The organism is Algoriphagus jejuensis (assembly GCF_039523455.1).
GTDB classification, from domain to species: Bacteria; Bacteroidota; Bacteroidia; order Cytophagales; family Cyclobacteriaceae; genus Algoriphagus; species Algoriphagus jejuensis.
Genome location: NZ_BAAAFI010000002.1, coordinates 604,877 through 623,955, shown reverse-complemented (window position 1 = coordinate 623,955; position 19,079 = coordinate 604,877). Strand labels below are relative to the sequence as shown.

Annotated in this window: 21 protein-coding genes; 9 read left to right on the top strand and 12 right to left on the bottom strand. The window is 46.9% G+C overall.

Annotated elements, in window-relative coordinates; all coding sequences use genetic code 11:
* The first annotated feature begins 189 nt into the window (after nt 1-189).
* Nucleotides 190-1,590: a class II fumarate hydratase gene (fumC, locus tag ABD031_RS03635; protein WP_343848480.1), complete on the top strand. Its 1,401-nt coding sequence runs from the start codon at nt 190-192 to the stop codon at nt 1,588-1,590.
* A gap of 127 nt (nt 1,591-1,717) precedes the next feature.
* On the opposite strand, the gene ABD031_RS03630 is transcribed toward fumC, so the two are convergent.
* Nucleotides 1,718-2,209, bottom strand: a complete 492-nt coding sequence (locus ABD031_RS03630; protein WP_343848478.1) for a DUF6702 family protein — start codon at nt 2,207-2,209, stop codon at nt 1,718-1,720.
* 82 nt (nt 2,210-2,291) lie between these two features.
* Here ABD031_RS03630 and ABD031_RS03625 point away from each other — a divergent pair, with 82 nt between their 5' ends.
* Together ABD031_RS03625 and ABD031_RS03620 are read left to right on the top strand one after the other, a co-directional pair.
* Entirely contained in the window at nt 2,292-2,870 is a 579-nt protein-coding gene (locus tag ABD031_RS03625) for a HupE/UreJ family protein (RefSeq protein ID WP_343848476.1), read from the top strand.
* 116 nt (nt 2,871-2,986) lie between these two features.
* Nucleotides 2,987-3,772: an NIPSNAP family protein gene (locus ABD031_RS03620; RefSeq protein ID WP_343848474.1), complete on the top strand. Its 786-nt coding sequence runs from the start codon at nt 2,987-2,989 to the stop codon at nt 3,770-3,772.
* Nucleotides 3,773-3,889: 117 nt separating this feature from the next.
* Here ABD031_RS03620 and ABD031_RS03615 read toward each other — a convergent pair whose 3' ends face one another.
* The 6 genes from ABD031_RS03615 to ABD031_RS03590 form a co-directional block, all read right to left on the bottom strand.
* On the bottom strand, nt 3,890-5,002 hold the full coding sequence (locus ABD031_RS03615) for an amidohydrolase (RefSeq protein WP_343848472.1): 1,113 nt from the start codon (nt 5,000-5,002) through the stop codon (nt 3,890-3,892).
* Nucleotides 5,003-5,103: 101 nt separating this feature from the next.
* On the bottom strand, nt 5,104-5,247 hold the full coding sequence (locus ABD031_RS03610) for a hypothetical protein (RefSeq protein ID WP_343848470.1): 144 nt from the start codon (nt 5,245-5,247) through the stop codon (nt 5,104-5,106).
* Nucleotides 5,248-5,323: 76 nt separating this feature from the next.
* Nucleotides 5,324-5,839: a 5-(carboxyamino)imidazole ribonucleotide mutase gene (gene purE / locus ABD031_RS03605; protein WP_343848468.1), complete on the bottom strand. Its 516-nt coding sequence runs from the start codon at nt 5,837-5,839 to the stop codon at nt 5,324-5,326.
* Nucleotides 5,836-6,981, bottom strand: coding sequence for a 5-(carboxyamino)imidazole ribonucleotide synthase (locus ABD031_RS03600; protein WP_343848466.1), 1,146 nt, complete (start codon nt 6,979-6,981; stop codon nt 5,836-5,838). Before ABD031_RS03600 ends, purE begins: the two co-directional genes overlap by 4 nt.
* Nucleotides 6,982-7,052: 71 nt before the next feature.
* Nucleotides 7,053-7,208: a lmo0937 family membrane protein gene (locus tag ABD031_RS03595; RefSeq protein ID WP_343848464.1), complete on the bottom strand. Its 156-nt coding sequence runs from the start codon at nt 7,206-7,208 to the stop codon at nt 7,053-7,055.
* Between the two features lie 36 nt (nt 7,209-7,244).
* Nucleotides 7,245-8,960, bottom strand: coding sequence for a MutS-related protein (locus tag ABD031_RS03590; RefSeq protein WP_343848462.1), 1,716 nt, complete (start codon nt 8,958-8,960; stop codon nt 7,245-7,247).
* Between the two features lie 187 nt (nt 8,961-9,147).
* Between ABD031_RS03590 and ABD031_RS03585 the strand changes: the two genes are divergently transcribed.
* The 3 genes from ABD031_RS03585 to ABD031_RS03575 are packed head-to-tail and all read left to right on the top strand — an operon-like array spanning nt 9,148 to nt 10,892.
* The gene (locus ABD031_RS03585; RefSeq protein WP_343848460.1) at nt 9,148-9,306 is read left to right on the top strand and encodes a hypothetical protein; all 159 of its coding nucleotides are present in this window, start codon (nt 9,148-9,150) and stop codon (nt 9,304-9,306) included.
* 26 nt (nt 9,307-9,332) lie between these two features.
* On the top strand, nt 9,333-10,160 hold the full coding sequence (locus tag ABD031_RS03580; protein WP_343848459.1) for a hypothetical protein: 828 nt from the start codon (nt 9,333-9,335) through the stop codon (nt 10,158-10,160).
* A gap of 54 nt (nt 10,161-10,214) precedes the next feature.
* Nucleotides 10,215-10,892 carry a nitroreductase family protein gene (locus tag ABD031_RS03575; RefSeq protein ID WP_343848457.1) on the top strand — a complete coding sequence of 226 codons (678 nt, stop codon included), beginning with the start codon at nt 10,215-10,217 and terminating at the stop codon, nt 10,890-10,892.
* Nucleotides 10,893-10,953: 61 nt separating this feature from the next.
* Here ABD031_RS03575 and ABD031_RS03570 read toward each other — a convergent pair whose 3' ends face one another.
* Genes ABD031_RS03570 through ABD031_RS03560 form a run of 3 tightly spaced genes read right to left on the bottom strand, consistent with a single transcriptional unit; the run spans nt 10,954 to nt 13,586 of the window.
* Complete coding sequence (locus tag ABD031_RS03570) at nt 10,954-11,781, bottom strand: mechanosensitive ion channel family protein (RefSeq protein WP_343848455.1); 828 nt, start codon at nt 11,779-11,781, stop codon at nt 10,954-10,956.
* 24 nt (nt 11,782-11,805) lie between these two features.
* Nucleotides 11,806-12,510 carry a methyltransferase domain-containing protein gene (locus ABD031_RS03565; protein ID WP_343848453.1) on the bottom strand — a complete coding sequence of 235 codons (705 nt, stop codon included), beginning with the start codon at nt 12,508-12,510 and terminating at the stop codon, nt 11,806-11,808.
* The gene (locus ABD031_RS03560; RefSeq protein ID WP_343848451.1) at nt 12,507-13,586 is read right to left on the bottom strand and encodes a type III polyketide synthase; all 1,080 of its coding nucleotides are present in this window, start codon (nt 13,584-13,586) and stop codon (nt 12,507-12,509) included. Before ABD031_RS03560 ends, ABD031_RS03565 begins: the two co-directional genes overlap by 4 nt.
* A gap of 90 nt (nt 13,587-13,676) precedes the next feature.
* Here ABD031_RS03560 and ABD031_RS03555 point away from each other — a divergent pair, with 90 nt between their 5' ends.
* Entirely contained in the window at nt 13,677-14,573 is an 897-nt protein-coding gene (locus ABD031_RS03555) for a UbiA family prenyltransferase (protein WP_343848449.1), read from the top strand.
* On the opposite strand, the gene ABD031_RS03550 is transcribed toward ABD031_RS03555, so the two are convergent.
* On the bottom strand, nt 14,574-15,692 hold the full coding sequence (locus tag ABD031_RS03550) for an NAD(P)/FAD-dependent oxidoreductase (RefSeq protein WP_343848448.1): 1,119 nt from the start codon (nt 15,690-15,692) through the stop codon (nt 14,574-14,576).
* A 107-nt stretch (nt 15,693-15,799) separates the two neighbouring features.
* Between ABD031_RS03550 and ABD031_RS03545 the strand changes: the two genes are divergently transcribed.
* Nucleotides 15,800-18,331: a zinc-dependent metalloprotease gene (locus tag ABD031_RS03545; RefSeq protein WP_343848446.1), complete on the top strand. Its 2,532-nt coding sequence runs from the start codon at nt 15,800-15,802 to the stop codon at nt 18,329-18,331.
* A 77-nt stretch (nt 18,332-18,408) separates the two neighbouring features.
* A complete protein-coding gene (locus ABD031_RS03540) occupies nt 18,409-18,822 on the top strand; it encodes a Fur family transcriptional regulator (RefSeq protein WP_343848444.1) in 414 nt (137 codons plus the stop codon).
* A gap of 26 nt (nt 18,823-18,848) precedes the next feature.
* On the opposite strand, the gene ABD031_RS03535 is transcribed toward ABD031_RS03540, so the two are convergent.
* A complete protein-coding gene (locus ABD031_RS03535) occupies nt 18,849-19,079 on the bottom strand; it encodes a hypothetical protein (RefSeq protein WP_343848443.1) in 231 nt (76 codons plus the stop codon).

Sequence of the window (19,079 nt, the reverse complement as noted above, 5' to 3'; positions counted from 1 at the left end):
GCTTGTCAACTAGGACGAAAGCCTGCAAATGCTGCACACAGTCACCAATCTAAGTTCTTGATGCTTTGCGGCGGACAGTCGACTGTCTACCGTTGACTCAAAGCATACAACTAACATCCTTCTTCCTAGGCTATAAGACGCTTAGGCCTTACATTTGGCGTCGAAATCAAAACCATTTAGCAATACACCATGTCAATCCGTATCGAAAAAGACACCATGGGGCCGGTGGAGGTTCCTGCTGACAAATACTGGGGCGCACAGACCCAACGCTCTATCAATAACTTTAAGATCGGCGGCGAGAAAAACCGCATGCCAATCGAGATCATTCGGGCTTTTGCCATCTTGAAAAAAGCTGCCGCCTTGACCAATGCCGAATTGGGAGTACTGGAGCAGGACAAAGCTGACATCATTGCCACAGTGTGCGACGAAATCCTGGCCGGAAAGCACGACGATCAATTCCCACTCGTGATCTGGCAAACCGGGTCAGGCACCCAGTCCAACATGAACTCCAACGAGGTAATCGCCTATCGCGCACACGTGATCTTGGGAGGATCTTTGGAAGATGCCAAGAAGAAAATCCATCCAAACGACGACGTCAACAAATCTCAATCTTCCAACGATACCTATCCGACCGCCATGCACGTGGCGGCTTATCAGATGGTGGTAGAAACGACCATTCCTGGTGTACAGAAGTTGAGAGATACGTTGGCTGCCAAAGCTGAAGCTTTCAAAAATGTGGTAAAAATTGGCCGCACACACTTCATGGATGCTACACCACTGACCTTGGGGCAAGAGTTCAGCGGCTATGTGGCGCAGCTCGATCATGGACTCAGGGCTGTGAAAAATACGCTTGCTCACTTGTCTGAACTGGCACTCGGCGGCACAGCCGTAGGAACCGGGCTGAACACCCCTCAGGGCTACTCGGAACTGGTTGCCAAGAAGATTGCCGAGCTGTCTGGACATCCGTTTGTTACGGCTCCGAACAAATTCGAGGCGCTTGCTGCGCACGACGGGATGGTTGAAACCCACGGAGCCTTAAAGCAGTTGGCAGTATCGCTTATGAAGATTGCAAATGACGTTCGAATGCTTTCCTCCGGCCCAAGATCCGGAATCGGCGAAATCCTGATCCCGGAAAATGAGCCAGGATCTTCCATCATGCCGGGCAAGGTAAACCCGACTCAAGTGGAAGCCATCACGATGGTCGCTGCGCAAGTCATGGGCAACGATGTCGCCATCTCCATCGGCGGCTCAAACGGGCACTTCGAGCTGAACGTGTTCAAACCCTTGATCGCGGCAAACTTCCTCCAATCTGCAAGATTGATAGGAGATGCCTGTGTGTCGTTCAATGACAACTGCGCCATCGGTATCGAGCCAAACACTTCGATGATCCAGCGACACCTCGAAAACTCCCTGATGCTGGTAACGGCTTTGAATCCTTACATTGGCTATGAAAATGCGGCAGCGATTGCCAAGAAAGCGCACAAAGAAGGCACTAGCCTGCGTGAAGCGGCGATTGCACTTGGACTGCTGACTTCCGAGCAGTTTGACGAATGGGTGAAGCCAGAAGATATGATCGGAAGCTTGAAGTAATTTCCAGAATGAAGAAAGGACTGAAGGAAAATTCCTCAGCTCTTTCTTCCTACTTTTTTCGAAAAGCCGTCAGCAAACGTTTCTGACGGCTTTTTCATGCGGGGTATTTAAGCAACAAGGCTTTTTCCTAGAACTCGATCGTCCCACTTTCTTCGCCTTTTCCCAAGAGCAGACTTCTCGGAGAATTAGTCTGGTTGTAGACATGGACGATATTCCGCTGCCCTTCAATATCCTTCAACAAAACGGTGTTTTTGACCTCCACAGATTTTGGAACTTCCGAACTCGAAGATTCCAGAAAAAACCATGCAGCATCGTCCTCGACTTCATATCCCAAAAGTCTTAAAGTCAGGTTTTTTCCATTTACAACTACCTGATTGTGCAATTGCAAATATTCCTGAAGTTGACTTTTGAGTTTTGCAGGATCTTTTGGATTGAGAAAATTGACGTTCTCCCCCGTGTAGTTGCCCATTCCGATCTCTAAATCATCCCAAAATATTTTCTGTGAGATCTCTAACTTTTGACTGTCTTTATTGTAGCGGATCTCAGTCAGACTGAGGAAAAAAGGATGAAAAATGGTCATCCAAACCGAAAGGATCGAAGGAAGCAATAGAGGTTGCATTTGTTGCGGGCACGATGTTGTTATAGGAATTAACCTGTATTTTCGCCGCAATCTAACCCTTTAGCAGCATCTATACCCCAATATGAATTCATTTGAATTATATTTCAAACTCGGGTTACAGCACATTCTGGACATCCGAGGTTTTGACCATATCCTATTTGTATTGGCGCTATGTGCCGTATATGTCGCCCGAGACTGGAGAAAAATCCTGATTCTGGTTACCGCCTTTACCATCGGTCACTCGCTTACGCTAGCGCTAGCCGTATTCAATGTAATTCAAATCCGCACGGATGTAGTCGAATTCTTGATTCCGGCGACTATCGCACTCACAGCTTTGGTTACGCTATTTAGACCAAAACCCAACAACGGCAAAGGCATCCAATTAAACTACCTACTTGCGGTATTCTTTGGATTGATCCACGGATTGGGATTTTCCAATTATCTGAAAGAACTGTTGGGAAAAGAGAATAGCATCTGGGAACCTCTTTTAGCTTTTAATTTAGGCTTGGAAGCCGGACAAATCATAATTGTCATTTCATTTCTGCTGTTGACTTCCCTGATGAGCATGGTGGGAGTGAATCGCAAAGAATGGACTCTGATCGTGTCGGCATTTGTCCTCGGTATAGCTTGCATGCTGATGTTGGAGACGAAATTCTGGTAAAAGTTACCGGAAACTATACCTTGAAAAACTAGCCAAAGGCAGAAAAGGGATGGCAAGCCGAATTATTTAATTTAATTTATCCCAATCAAATTAGCATCGACTCTAAAGCCAATTCCATGAACGCCAACATCCTAATCAGCACTTTTTTACTTGCTTTCTTCACCCTTGTCTCGACAGGTCTGTTCGCCCAAAAGGGCAAGCGCGACTTCTACGAACTGAGAATTTACAACATCGAAAATTCCGATCAGGAATCTCAGATGGACGCCTATCTTGAAAAAGCACTTTTGCCAGCGCTACATAGAAATGGCGTACCAAAAGTTGGGGTATTCAAGCCTATCGCTTCTCAACCTGACGCAGGCAAGCGAATCTATCTCTATATTCCGTTTTCCTCCATGGAAGAGTGGGCTAAAATGCCGGCCAAATTAGAAAAAGACCAGGCCTATCAAACTGCAGGAGTTGCTTACATCAATGCACCTTTCGACAAGCCTCCTTACCTCCGGATCGAAACCGTGCTCATGCGAGCATTTACCGAACGGCCTCATTTTGCAGAGTCAAAAGTCACTGGCCCCAAAAAAGACCGCGTTTATGAACTGAGAAGCTACGAAAGCCAAACTGAAAAACTTTACAAACAAAAAGTCAAGATGTTCAACTCAGGAGAAATGGACATCTTCGACAAACTGAAGTTCAATCCCGTATTTTATGGAGAAGTCATAGCAGGCTCGGCCATGCCTAATCTTATGTACATGACCACCTTTGAAAACATCGAATCCCGGGATACCAGTTGGAAAACCTTCGGTTCCGACCCGGATTGGAGCACTATGAAAGTGCTGCCCGAATACCAGAATATCATGAACAGAAACGACAGCAGACTACTTTATCCAACTGACTATTCTGATTTTTGAGTTTTCAAGAAAATCAGAAATGGTCCGCGCAAAACAGACGATTTAGAAAGCGGACCTAGTTCCCAGATCTGTCGGATTTTGATCCCCAACACTATCGGGACTGGAAGGTCTTTTTATTTAAATTCCAGATAGAATCTCCCAAAACATCTCAACCCCTGTTTCGATCAATTCATCCGGAAAGTCATAGGTTCCTTCATGCAGTTGGGGGCAATTTTCTCCCGCTCCCAAGCCAAATAAAAATGCCGGGCAGATCTGGGAAAACAGCCCAAAATCCTCGGACCAGCGGAAAGGTTCTGGTTTTTCAAGGATAGAAAGTCCGAGGTTTTCCGCTGCTTTTTCTACGATTGGATACAGTATAGGATCATTTTTGGCGACTGCAAAACTTTCGACAAACGTAAAGTTAACCCCTAATCCAGCCTGAGCTGCCTCGGACTTTGAAGCCTCTTTCACTAAGTCAATCAGCCGCTCCAAATCCTTCTGGTCATAGGCCCGGAGTGTCATACTCAAGCTCGCTTTTCCAGCACTCGTGCCGAAGGCCACGCTTCCCAATACCGCATGAATCAAAGTCAGGAGGCCAAAGCCTTCCAGTTTTTTGGGTAGCTGGGAAAGTTCTTGGATCAAAACTGCTAAGGTCTGCGCGGGGTTAATCCCAGCTTCAGGATGCGCGGAATGGGAAGTTTTTCCTTGGAGATCGAGGGTCATCCCCGTGCTTCCAGCGGCAAAAGTACCCTGTCGCATCACCACTTGATGGAGTGGATACCCCGGAAGATTGTGCAATGCAAAAGCCGCATCCGGACGAATCTCCTCGAACTTGGGATCTTCCAATATTGCCTTTGCCCCCTCGCCCGTTTCCTCAGCAGGTTGGAATAACAAAACCACTTCGCCAGAATCGAGTCGATTTTGTGCCAGCTTTTCTCCCAAACCACAGATTATCGTCATATGCCCATCGTGTCCACAGAGATGGCCTTTGCCTTTGATTTGGCTTTGGTGATCAGAGGATTTCAGATCTTCGATGGGAAGTGCATCCAATTCGCAACGGAAAAGCAATCGTTTCCCCGGCTTTTTCCCCTCAAACACAAAAGCCAATCCCGTTCCTCCGAGCTTTTCATAGCTACGATCCGGGTGGAGCGAAGCAAAAAATTCCAGAATCTGTTTAGCTGTTTCGGTTTCTTCCAGCGCTATTTCAGGGAACTGGTGGAGCGTGTGTCGGAGTTGGATGAGGCGGTTCATAGGATGAAGTTAAGCTTTTCCGAAGTGTGAAACTTTCGAACAGCCTGATCCAAACCTTGGGTAATCTCGGCGTTCAATATCCTTTTAGATATCTCTTAAAATCATCGAGTGCCAAACTGAAATCCCATCCAGAGTCCGACTCCCATCAAGCCTATCGTGATTGCTCCCAGCAGAAGCAATACATTGAGCGGCATCTCCCAGTCTTCCGAACCGATTTTAAATTTGATGGTTTTTTTCCAATCCATACGTGGACACTTGAGATTCAAAGTTTGAGTTTTGACAATGGATCAGCGATTCCAAATTTTGTTTTCAAACCTCAAATCATTTTTTAAGGGTTGCTTTCCAGCCTTTTTCTTCCAGCTGAGCGGCGGATTCCTCGACTTTCTCACGAAGTCCTGTCTTGAAAGCATCCATCTTCCTTCCCACTTCAACATCGTAGGCTCCTACGATAGAAGCAGCCAAAATTCCGGCATTTTTCCCACCATTCAGCGCAACGGTTGCCACGGGAATCCCACTTGGCATCTGCAAAATTGACAAAATACTGTCCCAGCCATCGATTGAGTTGGAGCTTTTCACCGGCACACCGATCACCGGCAGGCTAGTCAAGGAAGCGACCATTCCCGGCAAATGCGCCGCACCGCCAGCTCCGGCCACGATTACCTTGATCCCCCGCTCTCTAGCGGATCCGGCATAATCGATCATCCGCTGGGGTGTACGATGTGCAGACACTACTGTCAGCTCGTAAGCGATCCCGATTTCCTCTAAAAACTGAGCCGCTTCTGCCATAATTGGAAGGTCAGACTGACTTCCCATGATGATTCCTACCTGTGGGTTCATGGCGTAGATTTGATTTTGATAAGTTCTTTGATTCTGTTGGCTTTAGCCTTGAGACCTACGACATCGTCGTCCAAGATGGTCACATGGCCCATTTTTCGGAAGGGCTTCGTGAGCTTCTTGCCATAGAGGTGGATGTAGACGCCTTTCTCGACAAGGGCTTCTTCTTTGCCCTCCACCAAAACAGGCCCTGAAAACCCGTCTTCGCCCAGTAGGTTGATCATTGCAGCAGGGCATCTCAACTCGGGATTGCCGAGCGGCCAGTTCATGACTGACCTCAGATGCTGCTCAAATTGGGAGGTAAAATTGGCCTCAATGGTATGATGGCCGCTGTTGTGTGGACGCGGAGCGATTTCGTTTACGAGGACATCGCCGGACTTGGTAACAAAGAGTTCCACAGCGAGGATTCCGACCATGCCTAGTTTTAGTATGACTTCTTTAGCGATTTCTTGAGCTTTTTGCTCGACTTCGAGAGTGATTTGCGCTGGCGCAAAAAGAAACTCGACCAAATTCGCCGTCGGATGAAAGGCGCATTCCACCGCTGGATAGGCGATCAGATCTCCAGCCTCATTCCTGGCCACGGTTACGGCAATTTCCTTATCAAAGTCAATCAGCTTTTCCAAAAGGCCAGGCACATCGAAGGCTTTATCCAGATCATGTTCGGACCGCAGGATTTGTACTCCTCGCCCATCATAGCCTTCTTTTCCCAGCTTGTTGACTGCCGGAAGAAAGTCTTTCTTGGCAAGCACATCAGCTTTGTCTTCGGTCAGGATGAAATCTGCCGTAGGAATCCCATGCTGCCGGTAAAACTGCTTTTGCTCGCGTTTGTCCTGAATGAGTTTGAGAATATGCGGCTGAGGAAAGACCTTCCTGCCTTCCTCAGCCAGCTTTTGCAATGCCTCGGTATTCACCGCCTCGATCTCAACAGTGATTACGTCGCAGTTTTTGCCGAAGGCATAAACCGTGTCGAAATCCTTGAGCGAGCCTACCTGAAACTGCTGCGCGATGTCTTTGCAGGGCGCATTCGGATCGGGATCGAGTATGTGAATATCCTGGTTGTAATTGATGGCGGACTGGATCAGCATGCGGCCAAGCTGTCCGCCACCTAAAATTCCGAGAATCTGATTGTGTGCAGAGTGGGTCATAAACAGCCCAAAATTAATAGATTCTTACGGAACGAAGTACTATAAAAGTTCGGATCGACTCCTTTCTAGCGTCAGACTGCTCTCCCGCCGCCGATTAGACGAAGCAAAATTGCAACAACTGCTAAAACTAAAAGAATGTGGATCAAGCCCCCTACACTGTAAACGAATACACCCAACAACCACCCGATGATCAAAACTACTGCGATAATATACAATAAAGAGCTCATAACTATTTTGGTTTAAGTAAACAATAAATTTCCCAATCATCTACCCAATTTGGATGCCATATGCTCCGGGTTGCCAAAGCGGATACCCATCAATTCCATTAATTTATGTGCGTTGAAACTCGGGCAAGGGCCTTTTTTGATCTTATAGTCAAAGTCAATCGACCGGTCGTGGATCTCCGAATGAAATGAGAAATTGTGTAGATTTTCTACACTTTGCTCCAATACCGATAGCTCGATATCATGGGTACTCATGATTCCGAGACCCTTGGTTTTGAGAATTTGCAGTATCAATGCTTCCGAACCCGAAATCCTGTCCTGGGTGTTAGTCCCTTTGAGAATTTCATCGAGCAGGAAAAACAGGGTTTCACCGGATTCCAGTCGTTCGATCAGGGTATGAATCCGTTTGAGTTCGGCATAGAAGGAACTGACACTTTCCCCCAAATTATCCGAATTGCGCATGCTGGTGTACAACTGGATCTTCCCGATCCTCAAATTGCTGCCAAAAGGACTTAGGCCCAGATTGGCCAAGACACAGTTGATCCCAAGAGTTCGCATAAAGGTGGTCTTTCCGCTCATATTTGCACCAGTCAAAATAACTAGCCGGTGCCCGGCATCGAGCCCGATGGAATTGGGAATTGCTTTCTCCGGCAAGATCATCGGATGAGAAATATCGGTCGCGATCAGTTCAGCTTCCTCCGTCCACTCAAATTTTGCTGCTCCTTCCAACTCCACTTCAAACGCTCCCAAGGAAACAAAGACCTCCCACTTCTCCAGGTTTTCGGGTAGATGACTGAGGGATTGACCTACCCGATTTTTCCATGAAGCGAGCTGATTGAAAATCAAAAAATCCGTCCAGAACAATAAATTGAAGGGCAAGTAGAGCAGATTAAGCCGATTTTGAATCCAAAACCCAAGCGAGTCCAAATCCCCCAAAAGGGACGATGCCGGAGATTTCTCGTTGCTGAGCTCTGATTTGGCAATATTCAAGGTCTTGGAATAGAACGACTCCTGCTCGATAAGTTTGGTGCGGATCAGGTAGGACTTCAGCGTCGATGCGACTGGAATCGCATCCGCAGCCGCTTTTAGAGGCTTGAAAACAAGGCTCAAAAATCCAACACCAAGCAATACCCAAACACCCAGTATTGCTTCGGGTACGATGCCGAGATAAATCAAACTTAGCAGCGTCAACCCTCCAATCGGTCCGATGAAAGCCAGCATTTTCGGTAAGACGGATTGTTTTTCAGCGCTACCCAGCCAGTCAATCCACTTTCCGTTTTCAGCTTCATCCTTCTTCAGGGCCAATCCCGCAGCTTCCATAGCCTGAAGAAACAGGGCCTTATCTGCCAACTCAGTCACCGCCTGCGCTCTCCCTTCGGATTCTGCTTTGTCAAAGTTACTTTTCATCAAGGACGCCAGCCGCGCTTTGCCACCCTTTGACACAGTATGATTTAACAGCTGAAACAACGAATGCTCGCCAAATAAATCCAAGTCGTTGCAAAAAGGATGGTTTTTGTCGGAAAACTCAGCTCCCGAATCAAAGCCAGAAAGTGTACGACGCTGCCGATGACCCTTTCGTTCCTCCATCTTTCCCAGGGCAAGGTAAATCGCCTCCTGATCTTTTTGAAAATTGTAAAAGCTCACGAGCTTGATGAAAAAATAGGTAGCAATCCCAGCAGCTACCAGCCAAAGCGGGTGTTCGGCCAATCCCAAGATAAACAGCGCTCCTGTTCCGAAAAAAAATAGCAGGCGCAAAAACGAAAGATTGGCGGCCTTTCGGCGAACTAGGGCTAGTTTCGTTTCTAAATTGTCTTTTCGAAAATCAAATCCATTCATCTTCAAATATAGATATTGACGGGGTCGTTCATTATTTAAAATAAATTTTCCAAAAATCGCTACATTAAAACCTTTGTGATCAGCAACACTTAAAACAAATGCTCCTGTGAAAAAGAAGGAAATTAAGACGGAAGAAGTCGTGGCATGGGATCTCAGCCAAAAAATGGGAATAATACCAGACGATGTATCTTTGACTCAAAACATAGGGTGTGTGCGCGATAAACCCAGAAAAGCAGACAAGCCCAATCAAAAAAACAAATCTTAAATTTAGATTTTCGAACCTTTGCAAAAATGAAAAATCACCCGTTGAATTACTTAAAACCCCTACTCTTCACTATCCCTTTCCTGATATTTTCCTGCAGCGAAGATGAAGACCCTATTGATTCGGAGCCTAATCTGGGCGTAGTCGAGGAAGACTTTGAAGTCCGTGCTGCCTACGAAGACACTGAAATACTGACACTTGAAGTATTGCAAAGCAGCGGATTGGGATTTAGGACACAATCAGACGCAGATATCTGCACCAATACGGTCGTCACTCACGATGAGTCCACAAAAAAAATCACCATTGACTTCGGTACTGGCTGCACAAGTCCAAATGGTATCGTCCGAAAGGGCAAGATTCTTCTTTCCTACTCTGGTTCTAACTTTCTCCTACCCGGTACTACGATTGTCACAACCTTCGATGGCTATGAGACCAATGGACTGAAAATCGAAGGAAAACGAACCATAACCAATGCAGGTATAGATATATTTGCTAAAAAGGTCACCCTCAATGTGAAGGTTGAAAACGGTAAAGTTACCTGGCCAGACAATACTTCAGTTACGTGGGCAAGCACGCAAACTCGGGTTTTAACGCTGCTGGACGAACGATATGAAGCCTCTATTACCGGAGGCGCATCTGGAAATAGTCGGGAAGGAATTGACTATACGGTGTTGGTCACAGATGCATTGGTCGCAAAAGAAGACTGCCGAGCAACGGGCAATTTCGTTCCAAGCCAGGGGAAATTGGAATTCTCAATCCTAGGAAACACACTAACCGCAGATCTCGGTGAAGGAGCATGCGATAAAATCGTGATTGTAACCTATCCTGGCGGATCCAAAGAAATTACGATGGATTAAGCCAAGCCAAATCTTTTTCAAAAACGGTTAACTTTCGAGGTAACCGTTTTTTTTATGGAAAAAAAATTGATCAATGGCCATGAGCACGTGTCATATTCACGGCCAAATGTAAGCGCTGAACAGCTGAAGGAAAATGCGGTGAATTTCTACCAGGCCATGGATCAACGCCGAACTGTCCGGGAATTCGACACCAAACCCATCCCCATCGAGGTCATCGAAAACGTCATCCTTACCGCCGGCACCGCTCCCTCGGGAGCCCATAAGCAGCCTTGGACGTTTTGCGTGGTCGAAAACCCCGAAATCAAACGAAAGATCAGGGTGGCTGCCGAGGAGGAAGAAAAAATAAGCTATGCCAGCCGGATGCCGACAACTTGGAAGAAAGACCTGGAGCCGCTCGGGACGGACTGGGAAAAGCCATTTTTGGAAGATGCTCCCTATTTGATCGTCGTGTTCAAGCAGTCTTTTGGAGTCCAAGACGGGGAAAAAGTCCAGCACTACTACGTCTCAGAGTCTGTTGGTATTGCCTGCGGTTTTTTGATCGCGGCGATCCATCAAGCCGGCCTGGTGACAGTGACCCATACGCCGAGTCCGATGAATTTTCTAAGCGAAATCCTACAGCGTCCAGCACACGAAAAGCCTTTCTTGCTTTTGCCGGTAGGCTTTGCGAAAGCTGAAACGTATGTGCCTGCAATTGCAAGAAAGTCGATTGACGAGATTTTGGTCCGCTACTAGACAAAAAAAATCCCCAAATCGGCTAATCGCCAATCGGGGGATTTTTGTAGTCTTCAGGCAATCAATCCTTTTGGGAATAAACAACCCGCTGCGGGAATGGAATCTCTATCTCATTGGATTCAAAGGCAGCTTTGATTTTCTCCATCGAATCAAAGTAAACCGGCCAGAGGTTTTCTGTGTCCACCCAAGCTCTGACAGTCAGGTCGAGCGAACTGTCTCCGAAATTTTTTAGAAAAACCACCGGTTCGGGATCAGCATGTACGCGTTCGTCGTTTTTCAAAATCTCCAAAATCACCGCTCTTGATTTGTTGAGGTCCGTGCTGTAACCGACACCTACATTCAAATCCACTCTTCTAGTAGGCTGAGAGGTCATATTGACTACCTCAGAATTTGCCAGATTACCATTTGGAATCACGACTTCTTTATTGTCAAAAGTATGAAGATGGGTATACAAAATATCAATCTTAACCACCTTGCCGGCGTTGCCTTGGCCTTCGATGACGTCGCCAACTTTGAAAGGCTTGAAAAGTAGGATCAGCACCCCTCCCGCAAAATTGGAAAGTGACCCTTGCAGTGCCAAGCCAATCGCCAGACCTGCAGCACCTAATATCGCCAAGAAAGACGACATCGGCACTCCCAATATCGTCGCCATCCCGATGAACAAGGAAACGTAAAGGAGTGCTTTGACCAATCCGACCAAAAATGAGTTAAGGGAGGGATTGGCATCTCGGGCATCAAGAAGTCTACTAAACCCTTTTACCAGTTTGTTGACTACAAATCGACCAACAATGTAAAAGAGGGTCGCATATATCAGGGTCGGGATGATCAGGTAGGCGAGGACGATCGCTTGATCCAAGATTGATTTGAGGGTTTCCGGAGATAGTTCCATAAGCAAAATTTATTTGTTTCTAGTTTAAAATAAAATCAAAACTTGCCATCTAAACGCCCAAAACCAACGAATTTCGAAAGTTTCTACTCCAGCAGCTTTCAAAATTCTCTCCCAATCCGCTTTTCTAAAACTTCTTAAAACGGAAAGTGAGGCGTCATGCTGAACCATCGGCGATTTGCTAAAAATTCTGGTCAAAATTCGAATGCTGTGAAAAGCAAACCAGTGGCGATGAAGATCATTGATGACTATTCCCAAAGAAGCTTTGCTTCGGAAAGCTCGAATCAAGCTGATTAATTCTTGGTCGGTGAAATGGTGAGTAAAGAGCGTGCAAGTCACTATGTCCACTTTTTCTTTCGAAAATTCTGGATCAAATACATTTTGTACCTGCCAGCGGACATTGGTTACTTCCTGTAGCCTAACCTTCGCCAACTCGACAATGTTCCTGTTGGCATCAATTCCCACGAAATTCATGGTTAACCCTTGGGAGTTGGCCCATCGATTCATGATCCCGATCATATCTCCCCCGCCACATCCGATATCAGCAATCTGGTAAAAAGATTTTGGGTAGAGTTTCATGATTTTGGCCATTCCGTTGGTGGTCACATGATTCCCGCCCAGCCAGCGATTAATGGTTTTGAGCTCCCTCAGGGTCTGCTCCAGTTCTTCGCCTGAGCACTCGAGGTCGTCCATGAGCTCCTTTTCCTCACTTCGCTTTGCAAAGATGCTCATTGCTTTTCCAGGTGTAAGGTTTCCAAGGTCAGTCCCGGACCGAAACCCATCGCCAGGATTTCCCCCTGAACGTTTTGATCTTTCATCATCCGATCCAACACAAAAAGTATCGTTGCTGAGGACATGTTGCCAAATTGCCTGAGCACATTCAAGGCGTGAAAATTCACCGCCGGACAGAGCTCAAACGCTTCCTGTACTTTTTGCAGAATTTGTTTTCCTCCGGGATGGATCGCAAAATTCCGAATTCGGCTCAGTTTGAACTTTTGTTCAAAAACATCTGTAAACTGCCGAATTCCCTGATCCAAGAGGGCAGGTATGTATTTACTGAGCTTCATCTCGAAACCAAAATCTCCAATGCCCCAAGCCATATCTTGGACGCCATCTCGCAGCACTTGGCTGAGGTAAGAATTTATTTTTAAGCCTCTGCCTGAATTCATCACCAGTGCCGCAGCAGCTCCATCGCCAAAAAGGGAATTGGCCAATAGATTATCTTCGGAACATTCTTTCTGGAAATGAAGTGTACAAAGCTCCACCGAAACCAGCAAGACCCTGGCATCGGGTTCAGCCTTTAGGATCTTGTCTGCAAGTTTAAGTCCTGTAAAAGCCGCATAACAACCCATGAAATGCACACAATACCGCTCGACCGTATCTGCAAGTCCAAGCTTTTCCATGAGCTGAAGTTCTACGCCAGGAGCCACCATTCCGGTGCAGGACACGAGGATCAGGTGAGTCAATGATGCCATCTTTTCACCCGACTGATCCATGCAGGAAATCGCTGCATCTGCTGCCAAACCCGGTGCGGTTTTCTGGAAAACTTCCATCCGAGCTTTAGTACCGGGGAATGGGGAGAGTGATTCGTTTTTTGGAAAAAAAGTGAAATCGTCCACGCTCAATTTGTCAAAATCCTGAAGGACACTATGGCGACTTTCGATACCGGTCTTTCTGTAGAGAAACCCCAGCTTACGCCCCTCAGCGTCATCCAACTGATGAGCGAGCTGCATAAAGCGGGCAATTTCAGATTGGGAAATCGGTTTTCCCGGATTAGAAAGACCGATACTGACGATACTGGGATTCATTAGTTCAAGTTAAAGGATTATTTCTAAATTGGATGTCATGCTATGTAACCATTCGGATCCGATAAGGTTAATCGAACAACGAAATAAACCATGATCTCCCGATCCAGCCTCCGTCATCTCCGCATCCCGTTTTCATTATTGCTGATGCCGGTTTTTCTGTTTGCGCTTGGCCTGACTCCCAACCTGAACGGGGGGCGATTGCTTCTGGTCTTCCTTGCGCTCCACTTATTCCTGTACCCAAGCAGCAATGGGTACAACAGCTATTTTGACAAGGATGAAGAAAGTATAGGAGGACTGAAGCATCCTCCCAAAATCACCTCCGATTTATACTGGCTTTCCCACGGATTTCTGCTAGTCTCGTTGGTGTTGGGTATGATGATCAGTTGGACTTTTGCGAGCATGCTGCTGACCTATGCGCTGGTCAGTATGGCCTATTCTCACCCCGCCATCCGGATCAAAAAATACCCTTGGGCCAGTTGGTTTATTGCGGGATTCTTTCAGGGATATTTCACTTTTTCGATTGCTTATGCGGGATTGAGCGATCTGGGTTGGGATGTATTGATAAAACCTCACATCGCTATTCCCGGACTATTGACCAGTTTGATGCTGTGGGGAAACTATCCGCTTACACAGGTTTATCAGCACCGGGAAGACTCCAGGCGGGGTGATCACACACTAAGTATTCTCCTGGGAATTAAAGGAACATTTATGTTTTCCGCACTTCTGTTTGTTGTGACCGGAGCTGCTTTTGCCTGGTTTTTCCTAGATCGGAATCAGGAAAGCGTCTTATGGATTTATTTGGCAGCTATGGCTCCGATTGTGCTCTTTTTCCTAATATGGTTTCGATTTGTAATTTCCAATTCCGAAAAATATGCCTCCTATTCCTGGGCAATGGGTATGAACGGGATTTCTGCATTGGCTTTGAATGCGTTCTTTATCTACTATTTTTTGGAAAACACGCAGATCCTTCAAGTTTTTGAGTATTGATCAAAATGGTTTTCCATGCGTATTTCGGATGATTTGCTGCGCAAAAAAAGGAATGTGCTGGATAAGATTTCGCGCCAAAACAGAAACCCCCTTCGACCCAAAAAGCTGTTGAACTCGTCGGCCTACCCAGAGTCTCCGTCGAAATTCGGCGTTCCAATTTCTGGAATAAATTGACTCGACTTCGTCTCTGCTTCTTCCCAAGAGGATAGCTTCGGCGGCCATCTTTCCGGAATGGATGGCCATGGCCATGCCGTTGCCACAAAGCGGCGCTATCAGTCCCGCCGCATCTCCCGCCATTAGGATATGGTTTTCCACCGGCTTCTTCGGCTCAAAATTGATCTCATTGATGACCTCCGGCTTTTCAAACAAAAAATCACTTTCGGTGAAAATTCTTTTCAGGATCGGATTTTCCCACAAAACCACTCTCTCCATTTCCTCAATAGACCCGCAATGCCGCAGTTGATCCCGACGTCCTAAATAACAGAGATTGACCTTTTCATCCTCTATCGCATTGAGTCCACAATACCCGCCTTTGAAATTATAAAGTGCAACCCTATCTCTAGCAAAATCTGATTTGATATGGTATTTCACACCGATATACGGACTCCTTTTTTGGATGAATGGCCGCTCCAAAACCTTGTCCAATTTGCTGCGCTTACCGAAAGCTCCGATGACGAAATCCGCTTCAAGTGTAGTCTGATCGGCAAGCGTCAGCCTGTGTTTTTCTGCTTTCTGCACAAATTCAACATCAGAAACCTGAATACCCGCCATGACATTTACTCCGGCATCTTTTGCTTTTTGGAACAGCCAGGCATCTAACACATACCGGCTAATGCCAAACCCACCCAGCTCAAGCCCTATTCGGGCGGTTCTTCCCTTGGTGTCACTAAACTCAAAATTAGAAATCGAGGGTATCTCCAAAAAATCAGGATACAACTGCTCCCGTTTCAAAAAATCAAGCGCCTCATTGGAAATGTATTCACCGCAAACGCGATGAAAGGGATAGGACTTCTTTTCAATTAAGACCACCTCTTTTCCCCTTCTAGCCAAAAGGATGGATGAAATCAGCCCTGCCAACCCACCTCCGATCACGATAATCTTAATTTCTGTTTCCTTCAAGAGCCTTTGGTTTGATGATGGAACCGTCTATCAAAAAATAAGTTTGCTTGCGGCTTATCCCATAGTTTGGAAGTTACTTTATTTCCAGAATCGAACTTTACTGTAACATGAATAAAACCCTACCAAAATTTCTAAAGAGGTCACTCTTTGCTTTGGGTGTGATGGGGTCTTTGCTTTCGGCAGAGAACTCTTTTGCCCAAAAGAAAAAGAAAAAAGACAAAGATGCGCCTGCTCCAACGGCACCCGCGAAAGCATCCAATGGGCCAAGTACCGGTCCAAAGCCCTACAATGAGGTGATCACAGCAAAGGCCAAGACCAAAGATGGCCTTTTCAAAGTGCATCAGATCGACGAGAAATATTTCTACGAGATCCCCGATTCGCTCTTTGGCAGAGACATGCTGATGGTGGTGCGGATTGCCAAGACCGCAGACGGGATCGGCTATGGAGGAGAAAATACCAACAACCTGATGGTGCGTTGGGACAAAAATGGCGACGACATTTTGCTCAAAGTAGTTTCTGTTAACAACTATGCCGCAGATTCTCTCCCGATTTCTTTGGCCGTGAAAGCTTCCAATTTGGAGCCCATCTTGCAAAAATTCTCGATGAAGTCCCGTGCCACAGACTCCACCGGTGTGGTGATCGAAGCGACCGACTTGTTTAACAAAGACAACCAAGCGCTGGGATTACAACGTAACCGAAGAACCCAATACAAGGTCTCGCGCCTGGATACTGATCGATCATATATCGAGCACATCAACTCCTATCCGATCAATATCGAAGCACGCTACGTACTGACCTACGCCGCATCTGAACCGCCGTCAAACAGTGCAACGGGCTTGATTACGTTGGAATTGAATGCTTCGATGATCCTCCTTCCGAAGGTTCCGATGCAGCAGCGACTAGCCGACCGCAGAGTGGGCTGGTTTGCCAGATCCTATGTGGACTATGGATCAGACGCGCAAAAGGCATCCTCCCGCCGCTACCTGGATCGATGGAGACTGGAAGTGAAGCCGGAAGACATGGAGAAATTCAAGCGTGGAGAATTGGTCGAGCCGGTGAAACCGATCTTGTTCTATATCGATCCTGCTACTCCCAAGCAGTGGATCCCTTACCTGATCGCCGGCGTCGAAGATTGGCAGGCAGCATTTGAAGAAGCCGGCTTCAAAAATGCCATTCTAGCGAAGGAAGCCCCGACGGCTGAGGAAGATCCTACCTGGAGCGCTGAGGATGCCCGCTTTTCTGTCATTCGATATTTCGCCTCTGACATCCAAAATGCCTACGGCCCACATGTCTCCGATCCTAGATCCGGCGAGATACTGGAGTCCCATATCGGCTGGTACCACAACGTGATGAATTTGCTGAGAAACTGGTTCTTCATCCAGACTGCCGCCATCAATCCGGATGCCCGGGGAGTCAATTTCACTGACGAAACGATGGGCAGATTGATCCGCTTTGTGTCTTCGCACGAGGTCGGACATACCCTAGGCTTGCCTCACAACTTTGCCTCATCAGTGGCTTATCCTGTGGAAAAACTTCGTGACGCGGCCTTCACACAGGAATTTGGCACGGCCCCGTCGATCATGGATTATGCCCGATTCAACTACATTGCACAGCCTGGTGACGAGGGTGTCAGCCTAATGCCCAACGTGGGCCCGTATGATAAATATGCGGTAGCATGGGGATACCGACCTATCCCAGAGGCCAAGACTCCAGAGGCGGAGCAAGCCACGCTGAACCAGTGGATCTTGGACAAAAAGGGCGATCCAGTGTACCGATATGGCCGTCAGGGTAATAGCTACGATCCTACAGCACAGTCGGAAGACCTCGGTGATAATGCAGTGAAAGCCTCTGAATATGGAATCGCAAACCTAAAGCGCATCCTGCCGAATCTCAAGGAATGGACTGCTGAAGACACTAAGCCATTCAAGGATTATGCGGATCTGGAAGAGATGTATGGACAGGTGATCACGCAGTTTAACCGCTACATGGGTCACGTGAGAACCAACGTCGGAGGAGTCGAGGAAGTATACAAATCAAGCGGCGAAGACGCGGTGGTTTATACCCATACTTCCAAGGAGGTTCAAAAAACAGCCGTTGACTTCTTGAACAAACAACTATTTGCAACGCCGACCTGGATGATGGACGAAGATATCATCGCGAGAATCGGTGACTTTGGAGCTTTGGAAAGAATCCGCGCCATCCAAGTGACTTCGCTTAACGGGGTTCTAGACTGGGGAAGACTAGGTCGTGTGATCGAAAACGAAGCGCTGAACGGCAACGAAGCCTATAAAATGACCGAGCTTTTCGATGACTTGAGAAAAGGGATCTGGACAGAACTGGCTTCCGGCAAAACCATAGATGTACACCGCAGAGCCCTACAGCGTGCGCATATCGAGCGCCTTGAAACGCTCCTGACGGAAAGTCCCGCCCAAGTGCCATCACAATTCCGTCAGTTTGTGGGCCCTCAGATCAATGCATCCCAATCTGACATCAGGCCGATGGCTAGAGGGGAACTCAAAACTCTTCAAACCCAGATCAAAGCGGCAATCGGACGCAGCTCCGACCGAATGACCAAACTTCATCTTGAAGATGCTTTGGCGAGAGTCGATAAAATCCTCTCCGAAGAATCAGGAAAATAAGCTTAAATGGCGCCGGATTCGGCGCCATTTTTTTTCACTTCCCATTTTTGAGTTAATTTGACTGCCAAACAGCCGTCATGCCAAGCCCAACAGCCATACTAAAGTCACACAAGCTCAGAATTACAGATTGTCGCCAGGAGATCATTCAGGAGTTTTTGGACAAGAACATCGCCCTGTCACATTCCGATCTGGAAGATACGCTCAACCAGCAGTTTGACCGTGTGACGATCTATCGCACGTTGAAGACTTTTTTGGACAAAGACTTGATTCACAAAGTACTAGACGACAGCGGAGCGACGAAATACGCGCTTTGCTCACATGGCGAAACCGTACACAATCACAGTCACGAGCACGTTCATTTCAAATGTGAAATCTGTGGAGAAACCACTTGTCTGGAGGATATAATTTTACCCCATATCAAACTCCCGGCGGGATTTGAAAAAAAGGAAATGAGCTTGCTTGTACAGGGGATCTGCGAAAAGTGTCGATAACGCCGAATTACAGATTCTAATTCAGCTTAACAGTCTACCGGCTCAAGAGGCCTTGATTTTTTGGGGACATCAGAAGGCCAGATCACTCCCGGAGGCAAATCAATCTTTGGAGGCGTCATATTTTCAATTCCACCGTCTCCATCATCATTGTTGCTATTGCCTCTTCTGATGGCATTTTTAGTCATAGTGGCCACAAAGTAGATAAGGATGACATAGGCCACACCGCACATAAAGAGATCAATGACGAGACTGTTCAT

Coding starts and splice junctions, on each gene's coding strand:
- ABD031_RS03630 (WP_343848478.1), bottom strand. CDS start 2,209: ATGCAACCTCTATTGCTTCCTTCGATCCTTTCGGTTTGGATGACCATT.
- ABD031_RS03540 (WP_343848444.1), top strand. CDS start 18,409: ATGCCAAGCCCAACAGCCATACTAAAGTCACACAAGCTCAGAATTACA.
- ABD031_RS03610 (WP_343848470.1), bottom strand. CDS start 5,247: ATGGATTGGAAAAAAACCATCAAATTTAAAATCGGTTCGGAAGACTGG.
- fumC (WP_343848480.1), top strand. CDS start 190: ATGTCAATCCGTATCGAAAAAGACACCATGGGGCCGGTGGAGGTTCCT.
- ABD031_RS03595 (WP_343848464.1), bottom strand. CDS start 7,208: ATGAGCTCTTTATTGTATATTATCGCAGTAGTTTTGATCATCGGGTGG.
- ABD031_RS03565 (WP_343848453.1), bottom strand. CDS start 12,510: ATGAGCATCTTTGCAAAGCGAAGTGAGGAAAAGGAGCTCATGGACGAC.
- ABD031_RS03570 (WP_343848455.1), bottom strand. CDS start 11,781: ATGGAACTATCTCCGGAAACCCTCAAATCAATCTTGGATCAAGCGATC.
- ABD031_RS03615 (WP_343848472.1), bottom strand. CDS start 5,002: ATGAACCGCCTCATCCAACTCCGACACACGCTCCACCAGTTCCCTGAA.
- ABD031_RS03620 (WP_343848474.1), top strand. CDS start 2,987: ATGAACGCCAACATCCTAATCAGCACTTTTTTACTTGCTTTCTTCACC.
- ABD031_RS03555 (WP_343848449.1), top strand. CDS start 13,677: ATGATCTCCCGATCCAGCCTCCGTCATCTCCGCATCCCGTTTTCATTA.
- ABD031_RS03580 (WP_343848459.1), top strand. CDS start 9,333: ATGAAAAATCACCCGTTGAATTACTTAAAACCCCTACTCTTCACTATC.
- ABD031_RS03575 (WP_343848457.1), top strand. CDS start 10,215: ATGGAAAAAAAATTGATCAATGGCCATGAGCACGTGTCATATTCACGG.
- ABD031_RS03545 (WP_343848446.1), top strand. CDS start 15,800: ATGAATAAAACCCTACCAAAATTTCTAAAGAGGTCACTCTTTGCTTTG.
- ABD031_RS03600 (WP_343848466.1), bottom strand. CDS start 6,981: ATGACCCACTCTGCACACAATCAGATTCTCGGAATTTTAGGTGGCGGA.
- ABD031_RS03625 (WP_343848476.1), top strand. CDS start 2,292: ATGAATTCATTTGAATTATATTTCAAACTCGGGTTACAGCACATTCTG.
- purE (WP_343848468.1), bottom strand. CDS start 5,839: ATGAACCCACAGGTAGGAATCATCATGGGAAGTCAGTCTGACCTTCCA.
- ABD031_RS03560 (WP_343848451.1), bottom strand. CDS start 13,586: ATGAATCCCAGTATCGTCAGTATCGGTCTTTCTAATCCGGGAAAACCG.
- ABD031_RS03535 (WP_343848443.1), bottom strand. CDS start 19,079: ATGAACAGTCTCGTCATTGATCTCTTTATGTGCGGTGTGGCCTATGTC.